The organism is Streptomyces sp. NPDC048171 (genome assembly GCF_043202655.1).
Taxonomy (GTDB): domain Bacteria; phylum Actinomycetota; class Actinomycetes; order Streptomycetales; family Streptomycetaceae; genus Streptomyces.
On sequence record NZ_JBIDAU010000013.1, the window covers coordinates 242,556 to 259,695 of the forward strand.

General features: G+C 73.6%; 17 protein-coding genes. 11 read left to right on the top strand and 6 right to left on the bottom strand.

Going from position 1 to position 17,140, the window contains the following annotated elements:
• Positions 1 to 104: 104 nt before the first annotated feature.
• The 7 genes from rhaS to ACGF3J_RS33045 all read left to right on the top strand — a co-directional run bounded on the left by rhaS (position 105) and on the right by ACGF3J_RS33045 (position 6,682).
• Entirely contained in the window at positions 105 to 1,187 is a 1,083-nt protein-coding gene (gene rhaS / locus ACGF3J_RS33015) for a rhamnose ABC transporter substrate-binding protein (RefSeq protein ID WP_393855484.1), read from the top strand.
• A gap of 30 nt (positions 1,188 to 1,217) precedes the next feature.
• Entirely contained in the window at positions 1,218 to 1,538 is a 321-nt protein-coding gene (locus ACGF3J_RS33020; protein WP_122615244.1) for an L-rhamnose mutarotase, read from the top strand.
• A gap of 87 nt (positions 1,539 to 1,625) precedes the next feature.
• Positions 1,626 to 2,651 (top strand): LacI family DNA-binding transcriptional regulator, encoded by a 1,026-nt coding sequence (locus tag ACGF3J_RS33025; protein ID WP_122615442.1) that lies wholly within the window; start codon positions 1,626 to 1,628, stop codon positions 2,649 to 2,651.
• A gap of 115 nt (positions 2,652 to 2,766) precedes the next feature.
• Positions 2,767 to 4,068, top strand: a complete 1,302-nt coding sequence (locus tag ACGF3J_RS33030; protein ID WP_161328982.1) for an alpha/beta fold hydrolase — start codon at positions 2,767 to 2,769, stop codon at positions 4,066 to 4,068.
• A gap of 58 nt (positions 4,069 to 4,126) precedes the next feature.
• Positions 4,127 to 4,870, top strand: a complete 744-nt coding sequence (locus ACGF3J_RS33035) for a PIG-L deacetylase family protein (RefSeq protein ID WP_161328981.1) — start codon at positions 4,127 to 4,129, stop codon at positions 4,868 to 4,870.
• Positions 4,871 to 4,874: 4 nt separating this feature from the next.
• On the top strand, positions 4,875 to 5,795 hold the full coding sequence (sigJ, locus tag ACGF3J_RS33040; RefSeq protein WP_393855485.1) for an RNA polymerase sigma factor SigJ: 921 nt from the start codon (positions 4,875 to 4,877) through the stop codon (positions 5,793 to 5,795).
• Positions 5,796 to 5,851: 56 nt separating this feature from the next.
• The gene (locus ACGF3J_RS33045) at positions 5,852 to 6,682 is read left to right on the top strand and encodes a pentapeptide repeat-containing protein (RefSeq protein WP_161329242.1); all 831 of its coding nucleotides are present in this window, start codon (positions 5,852 to 5,854) and stop codon (positions 6,680 to 6,682) included.
• On the opposite strand, the gene ACGF3J_RS33050 is transcribed toward ACGF3J_RS33045, so the two are convergent.
• Positions 6,644 to 8,206, bottom strand: coding sequence for a cytochrome P450 (locus ACGF3J_RS33050; protein WP_393855486.1), 1,563 nt, complete (start codon positions 8,204 to 8,206; stop codon positions 6,644 to 6,646). The genes ACGF3J_RS33045 and ACGF3J_RS33050 overlap by 39 nt on opposite strands.
• 120 nt (positions 8,207 to 8,326) lie before the next feature.
• On the opposite strand from ACGF3J_RS33050, the gene ACGF3J_RS33055 reads away from it, so the two are divergent.
• Together ACGF3J_RS33055 and ACGF3J_RS33060 are read left to right on the top strand one after the other, a co-directional pair.
• Positions 8,327 to 8,935, top strand: coding sequence for a TetR/AcrR family transcriptional regulator (locus ACGF3J_RS33055; protein ID WP_122615239.1), 609 nt, complete (start codon positions 8,327 to 8,329; stop codon positions 8,933 to 8,935).
• 161 nt (positions 8,936 to 9,096) lie between these two features.
• Positions 9,097 to 9,822, top strand: a complete 726-nt coding sequence (locus ACGF3J_RS33060) for a DUF2470 domain-containing protein (protein WP_161329244.1) — start codon at positions 9,097 to 9,099, stop codon at positions 9,820 to 9,822.
• On the opposite strand, the gene ACGF3J_RS33065 is transcribed toward ACGF3J_RS33060, so the two are convergent.
• The 4 genes from ACGF3J_RS33065 to ACGF3J_RS33080 form a co-directional block, all read right to left on the bottom strand.
• Positions 9,790 to 11,004, bottom strand: a complete 1,215-nt coding sequence (locus ACGF3J_RS33065; RefSeq protein ID WP_393855487.1) for a lactonase family protein — start codon at positions 11,002 to 11,004, stop codon at positions 9,790 to 9,792. The two genes, ACGF3J_RS33060 and ACGF3J_RS33065, sit on opposite strands and share 33 nt — an antisense overlap.
• A 52-nt stretch (positions 11,005 to 11,056) precedes the next feature.
• The gene (locus tag ACGF3J_RS33070) at positions 11,057 to 12,103 is read right to left on the bottom strand and encodes a hypothetical protein (RefSeq protein WP_393855488.1); all 1,047 of its coding nucleotides are present in this window, start codon (positions 12,101 to 12,103) and stop codon (positions 11,057 to 11,059) included.
• A 32-nt stretch (positions 12,104 to 12,135) separates the two neighbouring features.
• The gene (locus ACGF3J_RS33075) at positions 12,136 to 13,392 is read right to left on the bottom strand and encodes an FUSC family protein (RefSeq protein ID WP_161331525.1); all 1,257 of its coding nucleotides are present in this window, start codon (positions 13,390 to 13,392) and stop codon (positions 12,136 to 12,138) included.
• 95 nt (positions 13,393 to 13,487) lie between these two features.
• Positions 13,488 to 13,982, bottom strand: coding sequence for an FBP domain-containing protein (locus tag ACGF3J_RS33080; protein ID WP_161331524.1), 495 nt, complete (start codon positions 13,980 to 13,982; stop codon positions 13,488 to 13,490).
• A gap of 213 nt (positions 13,983 to 14,195) precedes the next feature.
• Between ACGF3J_RS33080 and ACGF3J_RS33085 the strand changes: the two genes are divergently transcribed.
• Both ACGF3J_RS33085 and ACGF3J_RS33090 read left to right on the top strand, forming a co-directional pair.
• Positions 14,196 to 15,485 carry an ROK family protein gene (locus tag ACGF3J_RS33085; protein WP_393855489.1) on the top strand — a complete coding sequence of 430 codons (1,290 nt, stop codon included), beginning with the start codon at positions 14,196 to 14,198 and terminating at the stop codon, positions 15,483 to 15,485.
• 70 nt (positions 15,486 to 15,555) lie between these two features.
• The gene (locus ACGF3J_RS33090; RefSeq protein WP_393855490.1) at positions 15,556 to 15,879 is read left to right on the top strand and encodes a hypothetical protein; all 324 of its coding nucleotides are present in this window, start codon (positions 15,556 to 15,558) and stop codon (positions 15,877 to 15,879) included.
• An 84-nt stretch (positions 15,880 to 15,963) separates the two neighbouring features.
• Here the strand turns inward: ACGF3J_RS33090 and ACGF3J_RS33095 are convergent, their stop codons facing one another.
• A complete protein-coding gene (locus ACGF3J_RS33095) occupies positions 15,964 to 16,995 on the bottom strand; it encodes an SDR family oxidoreductase (protein ID WP_393855491.1) in 1,032 nt (343 codons plus the stop codon).
• Positions 16,996 to 17,140: the final 145 nt, after the last annotated feature.

Below are 17,140 nucleotides of genomic sequence, written 5' to 3' on the forward strand. Positions count from 1 at the left end.
CGCATGTGGCTGGTCGCGGCCACGCGGCGGAGCCGCATATCGAAACAGTCCCGCGCCCCTGAGGGGGCGCGCTCCGCTCACCCTCCGTCAGAAGGAAACCCACCATGCGCAAGTGCTCCCTCCGCCGTAGCTGCGTAGTTCTCGCCGCTGTCACCTCTCTCAGCCTCGCCGCCACCGCCTGCGGTGGCACCACCAAGGAGGACGTCAAGGACGAGGGCGGCAAGGCCGCCACCGCCGGGAACGCCGATCCGAACGCCGAGACGAAGAAGGGGCTGACCGTCGGCTTCCTGCCCAAGCAGGTCAACAACCCCTACTTCACCGTCGCCGACAAGGGCGGCGAGAAGGCGCTGAAGGAACTCGGCTCCAGCTACAAGGAGGTCGGCACCTCCAGCGGCACCGACACCGCAGGGCAGGTCTCCTACGTCAACACGCTCACCCAGCAGCAGGTCGACGCCATGGCCGTCTCCGCGCAGGACCCGGGCGCCCTGTGCACCGCGCTCAAGCAGGCCATGAAGAACGACATCAAGGTCGTCACCTACGACTCGGACACCAACCCCGAGTGCCGCAACGCCTTCATCTCCCAGGCGTCCGCCGACGACCTCGGCCGCACCCAGGTGCAGCTGCTCGCCGAGCAGATCGGCAACAAGGGCGAGATCGCGATCCTCTCCGCCGCGCAGACCGCGACGAACCAGAACGCCTGGATCGACATCATGAAGGACGAGCTGAAGGACCCGAAGTACAAGGACATCAAGCTGGTCAAGGTCGCCTACGGTGACGACGACGCGCAGAAGTCCTTCCAGCAGACCCAGGGCCTGCTCCAGGAGCACCCCGACCTGAAGGGGATCATCTCCCCAACCACCGTCGGCATCAAGGCCGCCGCACAGTACCTGTCCGGCTCCAAGTACAAGGGCAAGGTCAGGCTGACCGGACTCGGCACGCCCAACGACATGCGCAAGTACGTCAAGAACGGCACCGTCGAGGCGTTCGAGCTGTGGGACCCGGCCAAGCTCGGTGAACTGGCCGCGCACACCGCCGTCGCCCTGTCCTCCGGGCAGATCACCGGCAAGGAGGGCGAGACCTTCAAGGCCGGCGCCATGGGCGAGTACACCATCGGCAAGGACGGCGTGATCAACCTCGGCAAGCCCACCGTCTTCACCGCCGAGAACGTCGACCAGTTCAACTTCTAGCCTCCACCTCGCGTACGGGAGCGGTACTTCATGCGACGCGTCTGTTTCCTGCTCAAGGTCCGCCGGGACCGCATCGCGGAGTACCGCGAACGCCACGCAGCCGTGTGGCCGGAGATGTGCGAGGCGCTCTCCGCCACCGGCTGGCACAACTACTCGCTCTTCCTGCGCGACGACGGCCTGCTCGTCGGCTACCTGGAGACCGAGGACTTCGCCGCCGCCCGGGCCGGGATGGAGGCCACCGAGGTGAACGCCCGGTGGCAGGCGGAGATGGGGCCGCTCTTCGAGTCCCTGGACGGGACGCGTCCCGACGAGGCGATGAAGCCCCTGACCGAGGTGTTCCACCTCGCCTGACGAGAATCTTCCCGGGGCGGCGCAGGTAGTGTGAAGGCCCTGCGGCCGCCCACCCGTACCCGGCCCGACCTCGGAGGTCCCTGCCCGATGGCCCATTCCGTGGGTATCAAGGACGTCGCCCGCGCCGCCGGAGTTTCCGTGGGCACGGTCTCCAACGTCATCAACCGGCCCGACACCGTCGCGACCGAGACCCGCGCGCGGGTGCTGTCCGCGATCGACCGGCTCGGCTACGTCCGCAGCGAGTCCGCGCGCCAGCTGCGCGCGGGCCGCAGCCGGATCATGGGGCTGCTCGTCCTCGACATGGGCAACCCCTTCTTCGTCGACGTCGCGCGCGGCGCCGAGCGGGCCGCGCGGGACGCCGGGCTCGGCGTGATGGTCTGCAACAGTGCCCAGAGCCCCGGCGAGGAGGCCGAGTACCTCTCGCTCTTCGCCGAGCAGCGGGTCCGGGGCGTCCTGCTCACCCCCGCCGACGCCACCGGCCGCAACATCGAGGGCTTCCGGCGCCACAACATCCCCTTCGTGCTCGTCGACCGGGTCGCCGAGGGCACCACCGAGTGCTCGGTCTCCGTCGACGACGTCGCCGGCGGCGCGCTGGCCGTGCGCCACCTGGTGGACGCCGGACACCGCTCCATCGCCTACGTCAGCGGCCCGCCGGGACTCAACCAGGTGCGCGACCGCCGTACCGGCGCACTCGCCGCGCTCGCCGAGGCCGGCCTCGGCCCCGACGCGCTGCGCGAACTGCCCACCGAACGCCTCGACGTCTCCGCGGGGCGCGACGCCGGCGCCCGCCTGCTCGGGCTCGCCGACCGGCCGACCGCCGTCTTCTGCGCCAACGACCTGCTCGCCCTGGGCGTCCTCCAGGCCCTGTACGCGGCCGGGGTGAGCGTCCCCGACGACCTCGCGATCGTCGGCTACGACGACATCGAGTTCGCCGCCGCGGCGGCCGTCCCGCTCACTTCCGTGCGCCAGCCCGCCGTCACCATGGGCGCGATGGCGGCCGAGCTGCTCCTGGAGGAGACGGAGCTGGACGGCACCGACCGGACCCACCCGCACCGCAGGGTGGTGCTCCAGCCCGAACTGGTGGTGCGGCGCTCCAGCCTCGCCGCCCGCTGACCGGCCGCCCGGAACGATTTCATGATCCCGGGGGTCCGCCGCCGCAAGACCGTGTGCTGAACTGGGACACGGCCGAGAAATCCGACCGTCACATCCGTCCGTCCCGGGAGCCCCGTTGAGCGTCAGCTACCGCCAGCCAGGTGTCGTCCTCACCGACCGCCGTTTCACCGTGCCCCTCGACCACCGCGACCCCTCCGGGGAGACGATCGAGCTGTACGCGCGCGAGGCCGTCGCGAGCGACAAGGCGCACCAGGACCTGCCGTGGCTGGTCTACCTCCAGGGTGGTCCCGGCTTCGGGGCGAACCGTTTCATCGGCCGTCCCGCCTGGCTCGGCCGAGCCCTCAAGGAGTTTCGCGTCCTGCTCCTCGACCAGCGCGGCACCGGCGCCTCCACGCCCGCCAACCGCCAGACCCTCCCGCTGCGCGGCGGCCCGGCCGAGCAGGCCGACTACCTCACCCACTTCCGCGCCGACGCCATCGTCCGCGACTGCGAGGCCATCCGCCCCCAGGTCACCGGCGGCGCCCCCTGGACCGTCCTCGGCCAGAGCTTCGGCGGCTTCTGCACCGTCGCCTACCTGTCCCTGGCCCCCGAGGGCCTGAGCACCGCCCTGATCACCGGCGGCCTGCCCTCCCTGGACGCCCACGCCGACGAGATCTACCGGGCCGCCTACCCCCGTATCGAACGCAAGGTCGCCGCGCACTACGCCCGCTACCCGCAGGACGTCGAACGAGCCCGCCGCATCGCCGACCACCTGCTCACCCATGACGTGGTCCTGCCGGGCGGCTACCGGCTGACCGTCGAGGCCTTCCAGTCCCTCGGCATCCTCCTCGGCGGCAGCGAGGGCAGCCACCGCCTGCACTTCCTCCTGGAGGACGCGTTCGTCCGCACCCCGGGCGGACACGAACTCTCCGACGACTTCCAGGAACAGGTGCAGGGCCTGCTGTCGTACGCCGGCCACCCGCTGTACGCCCTCGTCCACGAGGCCATCTACGGCCAGGACGCCCGCCCCACCGACTGGTCGGCCGAGCGGGTCCGCGCCGAGTTCCCCCGCTTCGACGCCGCCAAGGCACTCGCCGGCGACGAACCGCTGATGTTCACCGGCGAGTCGGTCCACCCCTGGATGTTCGACTGCGACCCGGCGCTGCGCCCGCTGCGCGAGACCGCCGGCCTGCTCGCCGCCCGCACCGACTGGACGCCCCTGTACGACCCCTCCCGCCTCGCCGCCAACGAGGTACCGGCCGCCGCGGCCGTCTACCACGACGACATGTACGTCGACACCGCCCACGCCCTGACCACCGCCCGCGCGATCCGCGGACTGCGCACCTGGGTGACCGACGAGTTCGAGCACGACGGCGTGCGGGCCGGCGGCCCCCGCGTCCTGGACCGGCTGCTCGCGCTGGCCCGCGACGAGGCCTGACCGGAGCCGCGGTCGGATATCCGGGTGGGATGTCGGTGGCGCGGGTTAGTGTGCGGACATGACGGAGCCGACGATCACGCAACTGGAGCCCATGCCCGGCGACTGGAGCCGCGCCCTCGCCGTCGTCGCCCACCCGGACGACCTGGAGTACGGCTGCTCCGCGGCGATCGCCGGCTGGACCGACGAGGGCCGGGAGGTCGCCTACGTGCTCGCCACCCGGGGCGAGGCGGGCATCGACACCATGGCCCCCGCCGAGTGCGCCCCGCTGCGCGAACGGGAGCAGCGGGCGAGCGCCGCGGTCGTCGGCGTGAGCGAGGTGGAGTTCCTCGACCACCGGGACGGTGTCATCGAGTACGGCGTTCCGCTGCGCCGCGACATCGCCGCCGCGATACGCCGGTACCGGCCCGAGCTCGTCATCACCCTCAACCACCGGGACACCTGGGGCGGCGTCGCCTGGAACACCCCGGACCACGTCGCCGTGGGCCGGGCGACGCTGGACGCCGCGTCCGACGCGGGCAACCGGTGGATCTTCCCCGAGCTGACCGAACAGGGCCTCGAACCCTGGGACGGTGTGCGCTGGGTCGCGGTCGCCGGTTCCGCCTCGCCCACCCACGCCGTGGACGCCACGCCGGGACTGGAGCGCGCGGTGCGCTCGCTGCTCGAACACCGGACGTACATCGAGGTGCTGACCGAGGAGGACCCCGAGACGTACGTGCGCGGCTTCCTCACCGGCTTCGCCCGGTCCGCGGGAGAGCGGTTCGGCGGAAAGCCGGCGGTGACCTTCGAAGTCTTCGGGCGGTAGCGGCATGGCGGGGGAGTGGGCCGAGCCGGGGCAGGGGCGTCTCGCCGAGCGGTTCGAGGAGCACCGGGGGCAGCTGAAGGCGGTCGCCTACCGCATGCTCGGTTCGGCGGCCGAGGCGGAGGACGCCGTGCAGGAGGCGTGGCTGCGCCTCGACCGCACCGGCGCCGACGGCATCGACAACCTGGGCGCCTGGCTGACCACGGTGACGGGGCGGGTCTGCCTGGACCTGCTGCGCTCCCGGACCGCGCGCCGCGAGGAGCCGATGACCGAGGGCTTCGACACCTTCGTGCCTGACCCGGTGTTGCGGGCGCTGCCGCAGGCCGACCCGGAGCAGGAGGCCCTGCACACCGACTCGGTGGGCATCGCCCTGCTCGTGGTGCTGGAGACCCTGGAACCGGCCGAACGCCTGGCGTTCGTCCTGCACGACATGTTCGCCGTGCCCTTCGACGACATCGCGCGGATCGTCGAGCGCAGCCCGGCCGCCACCCGGCAGCTGGCCAGCCGGGCCCGGCGCCGGGTGCGGGACGCCACCCCCGTCGCCGACCCGGACCTGGGCCGGCAGCGCCGGGCGGTCGAGGCGTTCCTCGCCGCGAGCCGCGCCGGGGACTTCGAGGCGCTGGTGTCCGTGCTCCACCCGGACGTGGTGCTGCGCGCGGACGCCGGTGCGCTGGGCCGGGGCCCGGCCGCGTCCAAGGTCGTCGCCGGCGCCCGGACGGTCGCCACCGGCGCCTTCCACTTCCGCCACCTCGCGGGGGCGGCACGCCTCGTCCTGGTCAACGGCGCGGTGGGCACCGTCGCCGTCACCGAGGGACGTCCGCGGTCGGTCACCTACGTCACCGTCGCCGACGGACTCATCACCGGCCTGTACATCCTGTCCGACCCCGAGCGGCTGGCCCGCCTCGACCTGTCCGCGCTGGAGGACTGACCGGGGCCGGGAGCCGCCGGCACGGGGGCGTGCCGAGGGCCCGTATCCTCGGTGACATGCGAGAACACACGGTGGACCGGACCGCGCTGCGCGCCGACTGCGGGCAGTGCTTCGGTCTGTGCTGCGTGGCCCTCCCGTTCGCCCGCTCGGCGGACTTCGCCATCGACAAGGACGCGGGTAAGCCCTGCCCGAACCTCGGCACCGACCACCGCTGCGGCATCCACGCCGAGCTGCGGGACCGCGGCTTCACCGGCTGCACGGTCTACGACTGCTTCGGCGCCGGGCAGCAGGTCTCGCAGGTCACCTTCGGCGGACAGGACTGGCGCACCGGCCCGCCGGAGCGCGCCCGCCTCGTCTTCGACGTCTTCCCGGTCGTCCGCCAACTGCACGAACTGCTCTGGTACCTGACCGAGGCGCTCACCCTGCCCGCCGCCGCCCGGGTCCACCCCGACCTGCGCCGCGCCCTGGCCGACACCGAGCAGCTCACCGAGGGGACCCCCGGGGAACTCGCGGCCCTCGACGTGGCCGCGCACCGGCAGCGGGTCAACGCGCTCCTGCTGCGCACCAGCGAACTGGTGCGGTCCGGCACCCGCGGCCGCAGGAAGAACCGCCGCAACGCCGACCTGATGGGCGCCCGCCTCAGGGGCGCCGACCTCGCCGGGGCCGATCTGCGCGGCGCCTACCTCATCGCCGCCGACCTCACCGGCGCGGACCTGCGGGGCGCCGACCTGATCGGTGCGGACCTGCGCGACGCCGACCTGACGGACGCGGACCTGACGGGAGCCTTCTTCCTCACCCAGCCGCAGCTCACCGCGGCCCGGGGCGGCGCCGGTACCCGGCTGCCCGGCTCAGTCACCCGCCCGGTGCACTGGACAGCGGGCAGCTGACGCGGTGTCCCCGGCGTCCTCGGTGTCCGCGGTGCGGGCGCCGTCCTCCGGCGCCGGGCCGGGACCGCCGGACGCGGTGCGCCGCTCCAGCCGCAGCCGCAGCCCCTCCGGCATCAGCGTCAGCCGCTCGGTCACCCGCAGCCGGTAGCCGGGCTCGGGCCGCAGCTCGTAGCGGCGCAGCAGCAGACCCAGCACCAGCGTCGCCTCGTGCAGCGCGAACTGCCGTCCGATGCAGGCCCGCGCCCCCGTCCCGAACGGCTTGAAGGTGTGCGGGGCGCGCGACCGTACGGCCTTCGCGTCGAAGCGGTCCGGGTCGAAGCTCTCGGCGTCCGGGCCCCACACGTCGGGGTCGCGGTGCAGCATCCCGGTGAGCACCAGTGCCCAGGCCCCGCGCCGCATCGGGTGCGCCCCGCCCAGCACCGTGTCCTCGCGGGCCTCCCGCGCGAAGGCGGGAGCGGTCGGCCACAGCCGCAGCGACTCGTCCAGCACCCGGCGCGTGTAGCGCAGCCTGGCCACCTGCTCGTAGCCGGGTGCCTCGGTGTCGCCCCAGACGCGGTCCACCTCGTCCCGGACCCGGGCGGCGACGACGGGGTGCTGGGCGAGGTAGTGCAGGGCGAAGGAGAGCGCGCCCGAGGTGGTCTCGTGCCCGGCGACCAGGAACGTGATGACCTGCCTGCGGACGTTCTCCGGTGACAGCCGCTCACCGGTGACGGGATGGGCCGTCTCCAGCATCCGGTCGAGCAGGTCGCCCTCGCCGCCCGCCGCGGCCCGGCGTTCGCGGACGAGGTCGTCCACGGTGCGGTTGAGGTGGGCGATGTCGGCGGCGTTGCGGCGGCTCGCCTCGCGCAGCAGCCAGGGGGCGAGCGGTGCGGGCACCGTGTTGAGGCGCTGCGCGTAGGTGAGCGTGCCCACCATCGCGGAGACGAAGGGGTGCGGGCGGGAGCGCTCGAAGGACCCGAAGTCGTGCCCGAACCCGGTGCGCGCGATGGTCTCCAGCGTCAGCTTGGTCATGTCGCCCGGCACGTCCACCGCCCGTCCCGCGGCCCGGGCCCGGTCCCAGTGGTCGGTGAGCCGTGAGGCCACGTCCAGCATCATCACGTGGTACCCGGCCATGGCCTCGCGGCTGAAGCCGGGCGCCAGCACGTCGTGCGCGAGCTGCCAGTTGGGTTCGTGGTTGTACGCGGTGAACAGGCCGTCCCCGGCCACCGGCCGCAGGTTGGCCACGCCGAGCCCCACGTGCTTGGCGAAGCGCGACTCGTCCGCCAGGTCGGCGGCGAGCGTGGCGCCCCACACGAAGACGAACTCCTTGCCGAAGGCCCGCCGCCGGAAGATCGGCCCCAACTGCCGCGCGTACCGCAGCGAGTCCTGCATCGGCGTGCGCCGGCTCGCCCCGATCACGTCCCCCAGCAGGGGGACGCGGTACGGCGGGCGGGGTATGCGGTGCAGTTCGGGCCAGCCCAGCTCGGCGCTGCGGAAGCCTTTCGGCAGGCCGTCCCGGGCCGCCTCGTTCGTCGTCCGGGCCATGCGCGGTCTCCCTTGACGCGGCGGCGTGTTGCCCACCTGGGGCAAGCGTGTTGTACATGGATTCAATAGCGGCTCCCAGTCTCGTCCCGTTGTTGAACCGGCGTCAAGTAAGGTGCGGACATGGCCGCGAAACAGGGCGAGCGCACACGCCGCCGGCTCAGCACCGGCGAGCGCCGGGAGCAGTTGCTCTCGGTGGGGGCGCGGCTGTTCTCGGAGAGCCCGTACGACGAGGTCTGGATCGAGCAGGTCGCCGAGATCGCCGGGGTCTCCCGCGGATTGCTGTACCACTACTTCCCGAACAAACGGGATTTCTTCGCCGCGGTCGTCGAGCGCGAGAGCGAGCGCATGCTGCGGATGACGGCGGCCGTGCCCGGGGTCCCGGTCCGCGAGCAGCTCACCGCGGGGCTCGACGCGTACCTGGAGTACGTCCGGGCCCACGCGCACGGCTACCGCGCCTTCCACCGCGCCGACGCGACCGGCGACCAGGCGGTGCGCCGGGTCTACCGGCAGGCGCTCGCCGCGCAGGAGCGGCAGATCCTCGCGGCCCTGGCCGCCGACCCGGAGTTCGGCCCGGCCTTCGAGGAGCGCGGCGACGTGCGGCTCGCGGTGCGCGGCTGGCTGGCGTTCACCACCGCGGTCTGCCTGGAGTGGCTGCGGGACCCGGAGCCCGCCCGGGAGCAGGTGCGCGACCTGTGTGCGCGGGCGCTGCTCGGCGCCATCGCCCCCTGAGCGCCCGCGTTGCACTTAGGAACGCGCCCCCGGGCCGCCGACGTGCGCCGTCCGGCGCGCTGAAAAGGTCTCGCAAAGATCACGCGTCCTGGTTGGCGCACGCCGCGAACTCCGATAGGTTAGGTGAGCCTTACCTAATGAATTGATGACGGAGGTTGAGGATGGGTGACAGCCACGCCTGGACGGCCGCGCCTGCCGCGGCGGAGCAGGCCCGCTCCGTACTCGCCGCCGCCTGGTCCTGCGCGGTGACCGCGGAAGGCGGCCGCGAGGAGTTCGTCGGCGCGCACACGGTCGGCGACGACGGCCAGGTGTTCCTGCACGTGCCCGAGGACAGCGCCCTGCTCGGGGCGGCGATCTGCGCACCGCGCGGAGAGCCGTCCGCCGTGCTGGAGTTCGCCGACGTGGCGCCCGTCCCGGTGCGGGGCCGGATCAGGGCGCGGCTCTGGCTCGCCGGGTGGTTCGCCGTGGCGGACGGGCACTTGGCGTTCCGGCCCACGCGGGTGGTGCTGCGGCGGCCGTCCGGTGCGGTGGTGGTCGACCTCGACGAGTTCGCCGCCGCCGAGCCCGACCCGCTGGCGCTGGCCGAGGCCCGGCTGCTGACCCACCTCGCCGACTGCCACGGCGACGCGGTGGAGCGGTTGACCCGGCTCGTCGAGGCCGACAGCCTGCACGGCGCGGTCCGGGTGCGGCCGCTCGCCGTCGACCGGCACGGGCTGACCCTGCGCATCGAGCGCGCCCGCTCCCACGGCGACGTACGCCTGCCCTTCCACGCGCCGGCCGACGACATCGGGCAGCTCACGGAGCGGGTGCACGTGCTGCTGTCGCAGGCGAGCGCCGCCTCCTGCCCCCGGGCCCTACAGCGGCAGCGCACAGACGGCGACGGGTGAGGCGAACGGCTCCCCGGCGGAACGCAGTTCACCGCCCTCGGACACGTGGAAGACGCTGACGGTGCCGGACCTCTGGTTCGCCGCGAAGAGCAGCCCGCCGTCCGGGGAGAAGGCGATCTGCCGCGGGAAGTCGCCGCCCACCGGCACCGTGCCGAGCAGCCGCAGCCGGGCGCCGTCCGCCTCCACCGCGTAGCGCGTGAGGCTGTTGTGCCCCCGGTTGGCGAGAAAGGCGTGCGAGCCGTCGGCCGTCACCAGGATCTGCGCCGGGTGACTGGTGCCGGACCCCGTGCCCGTGGACTGCGCCTCGCCGACGGTCAGGCGGCCCGTCCCGGGGTCGTACGCGCAGACCGCGACCGTGTCGTCGACCTCGTTGGCGAGGTAGGCGTGGCGGCCGCCGGGGTGGAAGGTGAGGTGGCGGGGTCCGGCACCCGGCCGGGTCCGGGCCCGCGCGACCTCGGTGAGCCTGCCCGACGCCTCGTCCAGCCGGTAGGTGTACACGGTGTCCGTGCCGAGGTCCACCGCGAGCACATGGCCACCGTCGGGAGCGGTGACGACCTGGTGCGCGTGCGGCCCCTGTTGTCCGGGGCCGGGCGGGGGAGTGGAGTGGGTCACCAGGTCGGTGCGCTCCCCGAGCGCGCCCGAGGCGTCGATCGGGTGCACGGCGACGCTGCCCGAACCGTAGTTGGCGCTGAGCAGCCAGCGCCCGCCCGGATGCACGGACAGATGGCAGGGCGCGGCGCCACCGGTGCTCCGGCTGCCCAGGACCGTCCGGTCGGACAGCCGGACGGCGGTCACCGCTCCGTCCTCGCGCTCGCTCACCGCGTACAGGGTGCGCCCGTCGGGATGCGCCGCGAGATACGAGGGATCCCCGACGCCGGTGAGGACGCCACGCCCGGTGATCCGCCCGGTGCGGGGGTCGTACTCGGCGAGGCCGACGCCCTTGCCGCCGCCTTCGGCCGAGGTGTACGTGCCGACGTACAGCGGGCGCGGGCCGGTGGCGTCGCCCTGCCTGCCCGAGGCGCCCGCGCTCGCGCCCGGCGCCGTGGGCGTCGGGGAGGGCGCCGGTGACGACGGGTCGGGCGCGCCGCCGCACCCCGCCGCCACGGGCAGCACCGCCCCCGCGCCGGCCGTCCGGGCGAGCAGCCCGACGAACCGCCGCCTGCTCCAGCCGTCACCGCTCACGCACCTGCTCCTCGCCTCGTACCCCGTGGCTCTCCCACCGGCCTGCCGCCTCTTACCAGTCCCCGTCCTCCACCGGCTTGCCCTGCGCGTCCTTCAGCGGGCGCACCTGCTGCTGCCCCGGTGCCTGCCACGGCTCGTGGTCGTCCCCGAGCCACTCGCCGACCGGTTGGACGTCCCGCAGCGGCTCGGTGGGCGCGAGGTCGTGGGCGTCCTGGTCGTAGTAGTCGTACCAGGGCAGGCCCGCCTGTGTGTACGCGGCCCGGTCCACCGGGGACGGCGGCGGCTCCTCGCCCGTGATCCGACGCCACTCCGGCGGCGTGACCAGGTGCACGAAGACCCGGCCCGCCGGGCTGTCGGCCCAGTGCTCCAGCGGCCGTTCGTCCCGGTACACCTCCTGGCGCATGGACCCGCCGACGCCCAGCCCCATCGCGGGCGCGGACCGGGACCTGGCCGCGCCCCCGTAGGCGGCGGCCGCGCCGGGGGCGGCCGGAGCCGGCATGGCCGCCCCGAAGGCGCCACCGGGAGGGGCCGCCCGGCGCGCGAACTCGGCGCGCCGCCGCTCCGCCTCCCGCCACCGCTCCAGTTCCCGGTCGTTGAGACGGAAGTCCTGCAACTGGACTCCGCCCCACACCTCCTCCCCGGTGACCTGGCCCTCGACGGTCGCCCCCATGCCGAGCGGCACCGCCACGAACTGCCGGACCGTGCCCGTCCCGGAGTTGATGCCGTCCAGCCAGGGCTGGCGCGGCAGGACCACGTAGTTCTGCGGATCGCGGGACAGCCGGCCGCTCCAGGGCCTGCCCGAGACCGCGCACACCTTGCCCACCCCGACCTGGAGCGCGGTGGGCTCCCTCGTGCCCGCGAAACTCAGCCACATGGCCTCCCGCAGGTACACCGGCAGCATCACGCCGCCGCGGGCCCGCCAGGACTCGGGGACCGTGTCCGCGTAGTCGGCGACGCGGCGGACCGGGAACTCGCCGAGCCCGGGCGGCAGCGGATGGGTGCCCTGCTCGGGCAGCCGCAGGGTGCGGATGAACCGCACCACGGCCCCGCCCGGCAGCAGCAGCCGGTTCCCGTCGATCCGCACGCTGGTGTGGGTCATCCGTACGCCCCCTGATCGTCGTCCGCTCTTCCTCAAGGGGAACGCCGCGCGGCCCCGCTGCGGTTCCGTTTCCGCAGCACCGCCCGTCCCCGGTCCCGCAGGCGGGTCAGCCGAGGCATGCGTTCACGCAGCTCGCGCGTGTGCCGGTCCAGCTCCTCCAGGAGGCGTCGGGAGCGGTGCTCGGTGTCCATCTCGTCGATGATCCGGTCGACCTCGGCCAGCACCGCGCCCCGCAACTGCCACTGCCGGGAATCGCGCCTGACCTCCTCCAGGAGCAGTTCGGCCAGCCGGTCGCGGGTGGCCGCCGCCTGGCGCAGCTCGCTGGAGAGGCGTTCCTCCGCGGACTCGGCGTTCTCGCTTGCGCTGGTGGTGACCAGCACCGCGAAGCTCACCACGGCGTCGGCGATCTCGGAGAGCAACTGCTGGATGGTGGCGCCCGTCTCCGGCGCGAACAGGGGCTCGGGTTCACGTTCCTTCGCGAGGTCGGTGAAGCTGCGCGCGAGGACCCGCATGACCACCGTGCAGATCTCCAGGGTGTCCAGACCGGTGCGCAGCACCACCCGGTGCAGCAGCCCCTCCCGCACCCGGGGGTTGAACCGCAGGCTGTCCTCGGCCTGCCGCAGGTCCTCGTCCACCTCCCCGATGTCGTGGTCGAGCCGGCGGGCCTCGTGCAGCCGGGCCGCCGCTTCGTGGAACGGCGTACTGTCGGCGGCCTCCTCGCCCATACGCAGCATCAGCTGGCGCACCCGCCGGGCCAGTTCCTCGATGGACTCGCCCGCCTGCTCCACCCACACCGGAGGGGCGAAGACCAGGTTGAAGGCCAGTCCGACGATCGCCCCGATCAGGGTCTCCACCACCCGGGCCCACGCCAGGCTGCCGTGCGAGGTCACACCGAGCACCAGCATCGCGCTGATCGCCACCTCGGCCGTGAACTCGTGCGCCCGCACCAGGTGCCCGGCGCCCAGCGCCGCCACGATCAGCAGGGCCAGGCTCCACCAGCTCAGCCCGACCAACTGGCTGAAGGCGATGGCGATCAGCACACCGGCCACCACGGCGTTCACCCTGCGGAAGCTCATCTTGAGCGTGGCGTACAGCGTGACCTGGACGACCAGGAGCGCGGTCAGGGGCGCGGTGAGCGGTGCCGCCGACTTGTCCGGGCTCAGCCGCACCGCGATGACATAGGCGATCGAGGCCGCGGCGGCCGAACGCAGGGCCTGCACGACCACGGGGTCCCTGAGCCACTTCACCCGCCGCAGAGCCGACTTCGCGGCCTCCCGTACATCACGCATCCTCGGGCTGTTCCCTTCCCCGGGCGCCTCGAACGTGTTCCGGACAGGACGGTAACCGGACAAAGGGGGCGGGGGTGGTTCCCACGCGCCGTACGTCAGCCGGTCACCTTGGCGAGGAAGGCGGACAGATTGCCCAGGGTCCGCTCGACCTGTTCCTCGAGGGTGAGGCTTTCCTCGAATCGGGCGCCGCTCTGCGACACCTTCCTCCCCCGCAGGTACAGCGAGCAGGCGAGGTCGGTGCACATGTACAGACCGACCGAGTTGCCCTCGCGTCCGGCCGCCCCGGCCTTGCGCGCCGTCATCAGCGACACGCCGCCCCGGGGATGGGTGGTCAGACACAGCGCGCACAGGCTGCGCTGGAAGTAACCGGCCCGGGCCTGCTGGAACCGCAGCGACAGGCCGGTCGGCCGTCCGTCCAGGTCCGCGACCAGATAGCTGCGGTCGGGTGCCCCGGGATCCCGCCAGCCGAGGAAGTCGAGATCGTCCCAGGGGCGTTCGCCGAGGTCGCGCGGGAGGGGCAGGCGCTTGGCCTCTCCCTTGGAGCAGTTGATGAAAGAGGTGCGGATGTCCTGCTCGACGAGTGCTCTCACGGGGAGCCTCCCCTTCGGGTGCCGGAGTGGAAAACCTGGATGGCGAAAACCTAGATACCCTAGGTTTTCGCCTAGCGTAGATAGCTCACAGGAGAAGAGCCACCGTATTTCGGCGAGCGGGATTTCATAGCATGAATTAAGGACAGAGGGAAGTCGCGTGCTGCCGCACGTCAGAGGTATGTTGCACACCGGGCACGGTACGGAAGGAGCCACATGGCGGGGCGGAACGGGCGCACGGTGCGCGACCTGAGAAGGGCCAACCGTACGGCCGTACTCCAGCGGCTCTACTTCGACGGACCGCTCAGCCGCTTCGAACTGGGCCCGGCGACCGGACTCAGCTCCGGCTCCGTCAGCAACGTCGTCGCCGACCTGGTCGCCGACGGCCTGGTGGAGGGGGCCGGCAGTGTCGACTCCGACGGCGGCAGGCCCCGCACCCTGCTGCGGGTGTCCCCCGCCAGCGGCCACATGATCGGCGTGGACGTCGGCGAGACCCGGGTGCGCGTCGAACTGTTCGACCTGACGCTGACCGAACTCGCCCGCGCCGAACGCCCGCTGACGCAGCAGGGCTACGACGTCGAGGTCATCGTCGGCCACATCCGCGACGGCATCGCCGAGGTGCTGGCCGCGGCCGGCCTCCCGCCCGAGCGGCTGCTCGGCGCCGGGATCGGTGTCCCCGGCATCGTCGAGCACACCCAGGACCGCGGCGCAGTGGTGCACGGCCAGACCATCGGCTGGGACGCGGTCCCGCTGGAGGCCCTGCTGCGCGCCGGGTCCCCGCTGCCCGACACCGTTCCCTACTTCATCGACAACGGCGCCAAGACCCTCGGCCAGGCCGAGATGTGGTTCGGCGCCGGACGCGGCGCCCGCAACGCCGTCGTCGTCCTCTTCGGGTCCGGCGTCGGCGCCAGCCTCGTCACGCCCGAGGTCGAGCAGGGCCGGGCGGTCGAATGGGGGCACCTGACGGTCCGGGTCAGGGGACGCCGCTGCCGCTGCGGCGCGCTCGGCTGCCTGGAGGCGTACGCGGGCGCCGAGTCGCTGCTGGCCCGCTGGCGGGAGGAGGGCGGATCGGTACCCGGGGGCGCCGACGAGGAGACCGCCCTGACCACCATGCTCGCCGCCGCCTATCCGCCGGGGGGCGAGGCGGCCGACCCGGTCGCGCTCGCCGTCCTGGAGGAGACCGCCGAGTACCTGGGCGCCGGCCTGTCCGACCTGATCAACCTCTTCCAGCCCGAGCGCATCCTCATCGGCGGCTGGGCCGGCCTCCAGCTCGGCACCCGCTTCCTGCCCGCCGTCCGCCGCCACGCCGTGTCGTACGCGCTGCGCCACCCGGCCCAGAAGGTGACGGTCGACCTGGGCCGGCTCGGCCCGGACGCCGTCACCGTGGGCGCCGCGATCCTGCCCCTGGCCGACTTCTTCGCGCGCGGCGGCCGACGCCCCGAGCCGGCACCCGAATACCCGGTCCCCGCCTGGCGTACGGCGCTGGAGGAGCGGGCGCCGCAGTGAGGTTACGCGAGGTGGCGCGGGGTACCCGGTGCGGTCGGACGTGCAGGAGCACCACCGGAAGGAGCGCGCAGTGACCGACCACCGCCAGGAGGCTCCGGGCGAGAACGACGCCCCCGTTCCCCGGGACCTGCCGGACCAGCAGGCCGGGACCGGCGACGACCCGTGGGAGGCCGCGGCGCCCACCCGCGAGCAGCGCGAGCAGCTGCAGGGCGACCCGGCGGACTCGGCGGACCGCGACGAGGACACCGGGACCGGCGAGGAGACCGGCGGGGACGCGGACGAACCCGCCGACGACGTCCCCGACACGGACGAGGCCGGAACCGGCCGCCAGGGCGCGCCGCACTCCGCCGCCGTCCACCCGGAGCACCCGGTGCCCGACGAGTCCTCCGGCTGACGGCGTGCACGGAGGCGGGCCAGGGGGCGGGGCAGGTGCCCGCCCCCTGACGCCGGCCGCGCCCACGGGGCGGGCGCGCGCCGCTCAGCCGACCTTGCGCCCCCGCATCGGTGCCGTGTCCGCGCCCGCGCCCTCGCGCAGGCCGCCCAGGAACTCCTCCAGCACCTCCGTGGCCGAACGCGTCGCGCGCCAGCCCAGCTCCACCCGCGCCCGCGTGCAGTCCATCAGCGGCAGTCGCAGCACCGCGTCGAACAGGTGCGGCGACGCGGGCAGCAGCCGCAGCCCCCACGCGGCGGCGATCGCCGACCGGGCCGCGGTCCGGGGCAGCCGCACCGGGCGCGCACCGAACATCTCGGCCAGCACCTCCGCGTCCACGACCGGCTCCGCCGCGAGGTTGTAGGGACCCCGCGCGTCCTCGGAGCGCACCGCCAGCCGGTAGGCGTGGGCCGCGTCGTCGGTGTGCAGCGCCTGCACCCGCAGACCGGGGACGTCCGGCAGGAAGGGAAGCGCACCGGGCCGGGCCGCCGGGCCCGGCAGGAACCTGCCGCCGAAGATCCGGCGCTGCTCACTGGCCGACTCCCGCTTGAACAGGAACGCGGGACGCATCCGCACCACCCTGATCCCCGGGTGGTCCCGCTCGAAGATGTCCAGGGTGCGCTCCAGATAGGCCTTCTCCCGGCAGTACGCGGCATCCGGCCAGCCGTGCGTCGGCCACGACTCGTCCACCGCGCGGTCCTTCGGCCCCGGGGAGTACGCGCCCACCGACGAGGCGTACACCAGCGCCGGCACCCCGGCCGCGGCCACCGCCTCGAAGACCCGGATGGAGCCGAGGACGTTCGTGCGCCAGGTCGTCGCCGGGTCGTGCGTCGGCTGGAAGGCCCAGGCGAGGTGCACCACCGCGTCGGCGCCCGCGAAGTGCGCGCTCAGGTCGGCCCGGTCCGAGGCCAGGTCGACGGCGGCCCACTCCGTCCGCTCCGGCGACCACCCGGGGATCCGCCGGGCCAGCCCCAGGACGGACCCCACCTCCGGATCCTCCGACAGAAGCCTCACCACGCTGGTGCCCACGTTGCCGGTGGCACCCGTGACCACGATCCTGCTGCCCGCTCCGCCGCTCACCCTGCGCTCCTCTCGGCCGTTCGCCGCACGAGGCCACCGGGTACCCAGCGCACCGGAAAGGCACGCGGGACCCGGGCGCGGGCAGAAGGAAGCCCCGACCGCGACGGGGGAATCACGGCCGGGGCGGCTCTGAGGGGGGTACGGA

Coding starts and splice junctions, on each gene's coding strand:
- rhaS (WP_393855484.1), top strand. CDS start 105: ATGCGCAAGTGCTCCCTCCGCCGTAGCTGCGTAGTTCTCGCCGCTGTC.
- ACGF3J_RS33020 (WP_122615244.1), top strand. CDS start 1,218: ATGCGACGCGTCTGTTTCCTGCTCAAGGTCCGCCGGGACCGCATCGCG.
- ACGF3J_RS33025 (WP_122615442.1), top strand. CDS start 1,626: ATGGCCCATTCCGTGGGTATCAAGGACGTCGCCCGCGCCGCCGGAGTT.
- ACGF3J_RS33035 (WP_161328981.1), top strand. CDS start 4,127: ATGACGGAGCCGACGATCACGCAACTGGAGCCCATGCCCGGCGACTGG.
- sigJ (WP_393855485.1), top strand. CDS start 4,875: ATGGCGGGGGAGTGGGCCGAGCCGGGGCAGGGGCGTCTCGCCGAGCGG.
- ACGF3J_RS33045 (WP_161329242.1), top strand. CDS start 5,852: ATGCGAGAACACACGGTGGACCGGACCGCGCTGCGCGCCGACTGCGGG.
- ACGF3J_RS33050 (WP_393855486.1), bottom strand. CDS start 8,206: ATGGCCCGGACGACGAACGAGGCGGCCCGGGACGGCCTGCCGAAAGGC.
- ACGF3J_RS33055 (WP_122615239.1), top strand. CDS start 8,327: ATGGCCGCGAAACAGGGCGAGCGCACACGCCGCCGGCTCAGCACCGGC.
- ACGF3J_RS33060 (WP_161329244.1), top strand. CDS start 9,097: ATGGGTGACAGCCACGCCTGGACGGCCGCGCCTGCCGCGGCGGAGCAG.
- ACGF3J_RS33070 (WP_393855488.1), bottom strand. CDS start 12,103: ATGACCCACACCAGCGTGCGGATCGACGGGAACCGGCTGCTGCTGCCG.
- ACGF3J_RS33075 (WP_161331525.1), bottom strand. CDS start 13,392: ATGCGTGATGTACGGGAGGCCGCGAAGTCGGCTCTGCGGCGGGTGAAG.
- ACGF3J_RS33085 (WP_393855489.1), top strand. CDS start 14,196: ATGGCGGGGCGGAACGGGCGCACGGTGCGCGACCTGAGAAGGGCCAAC.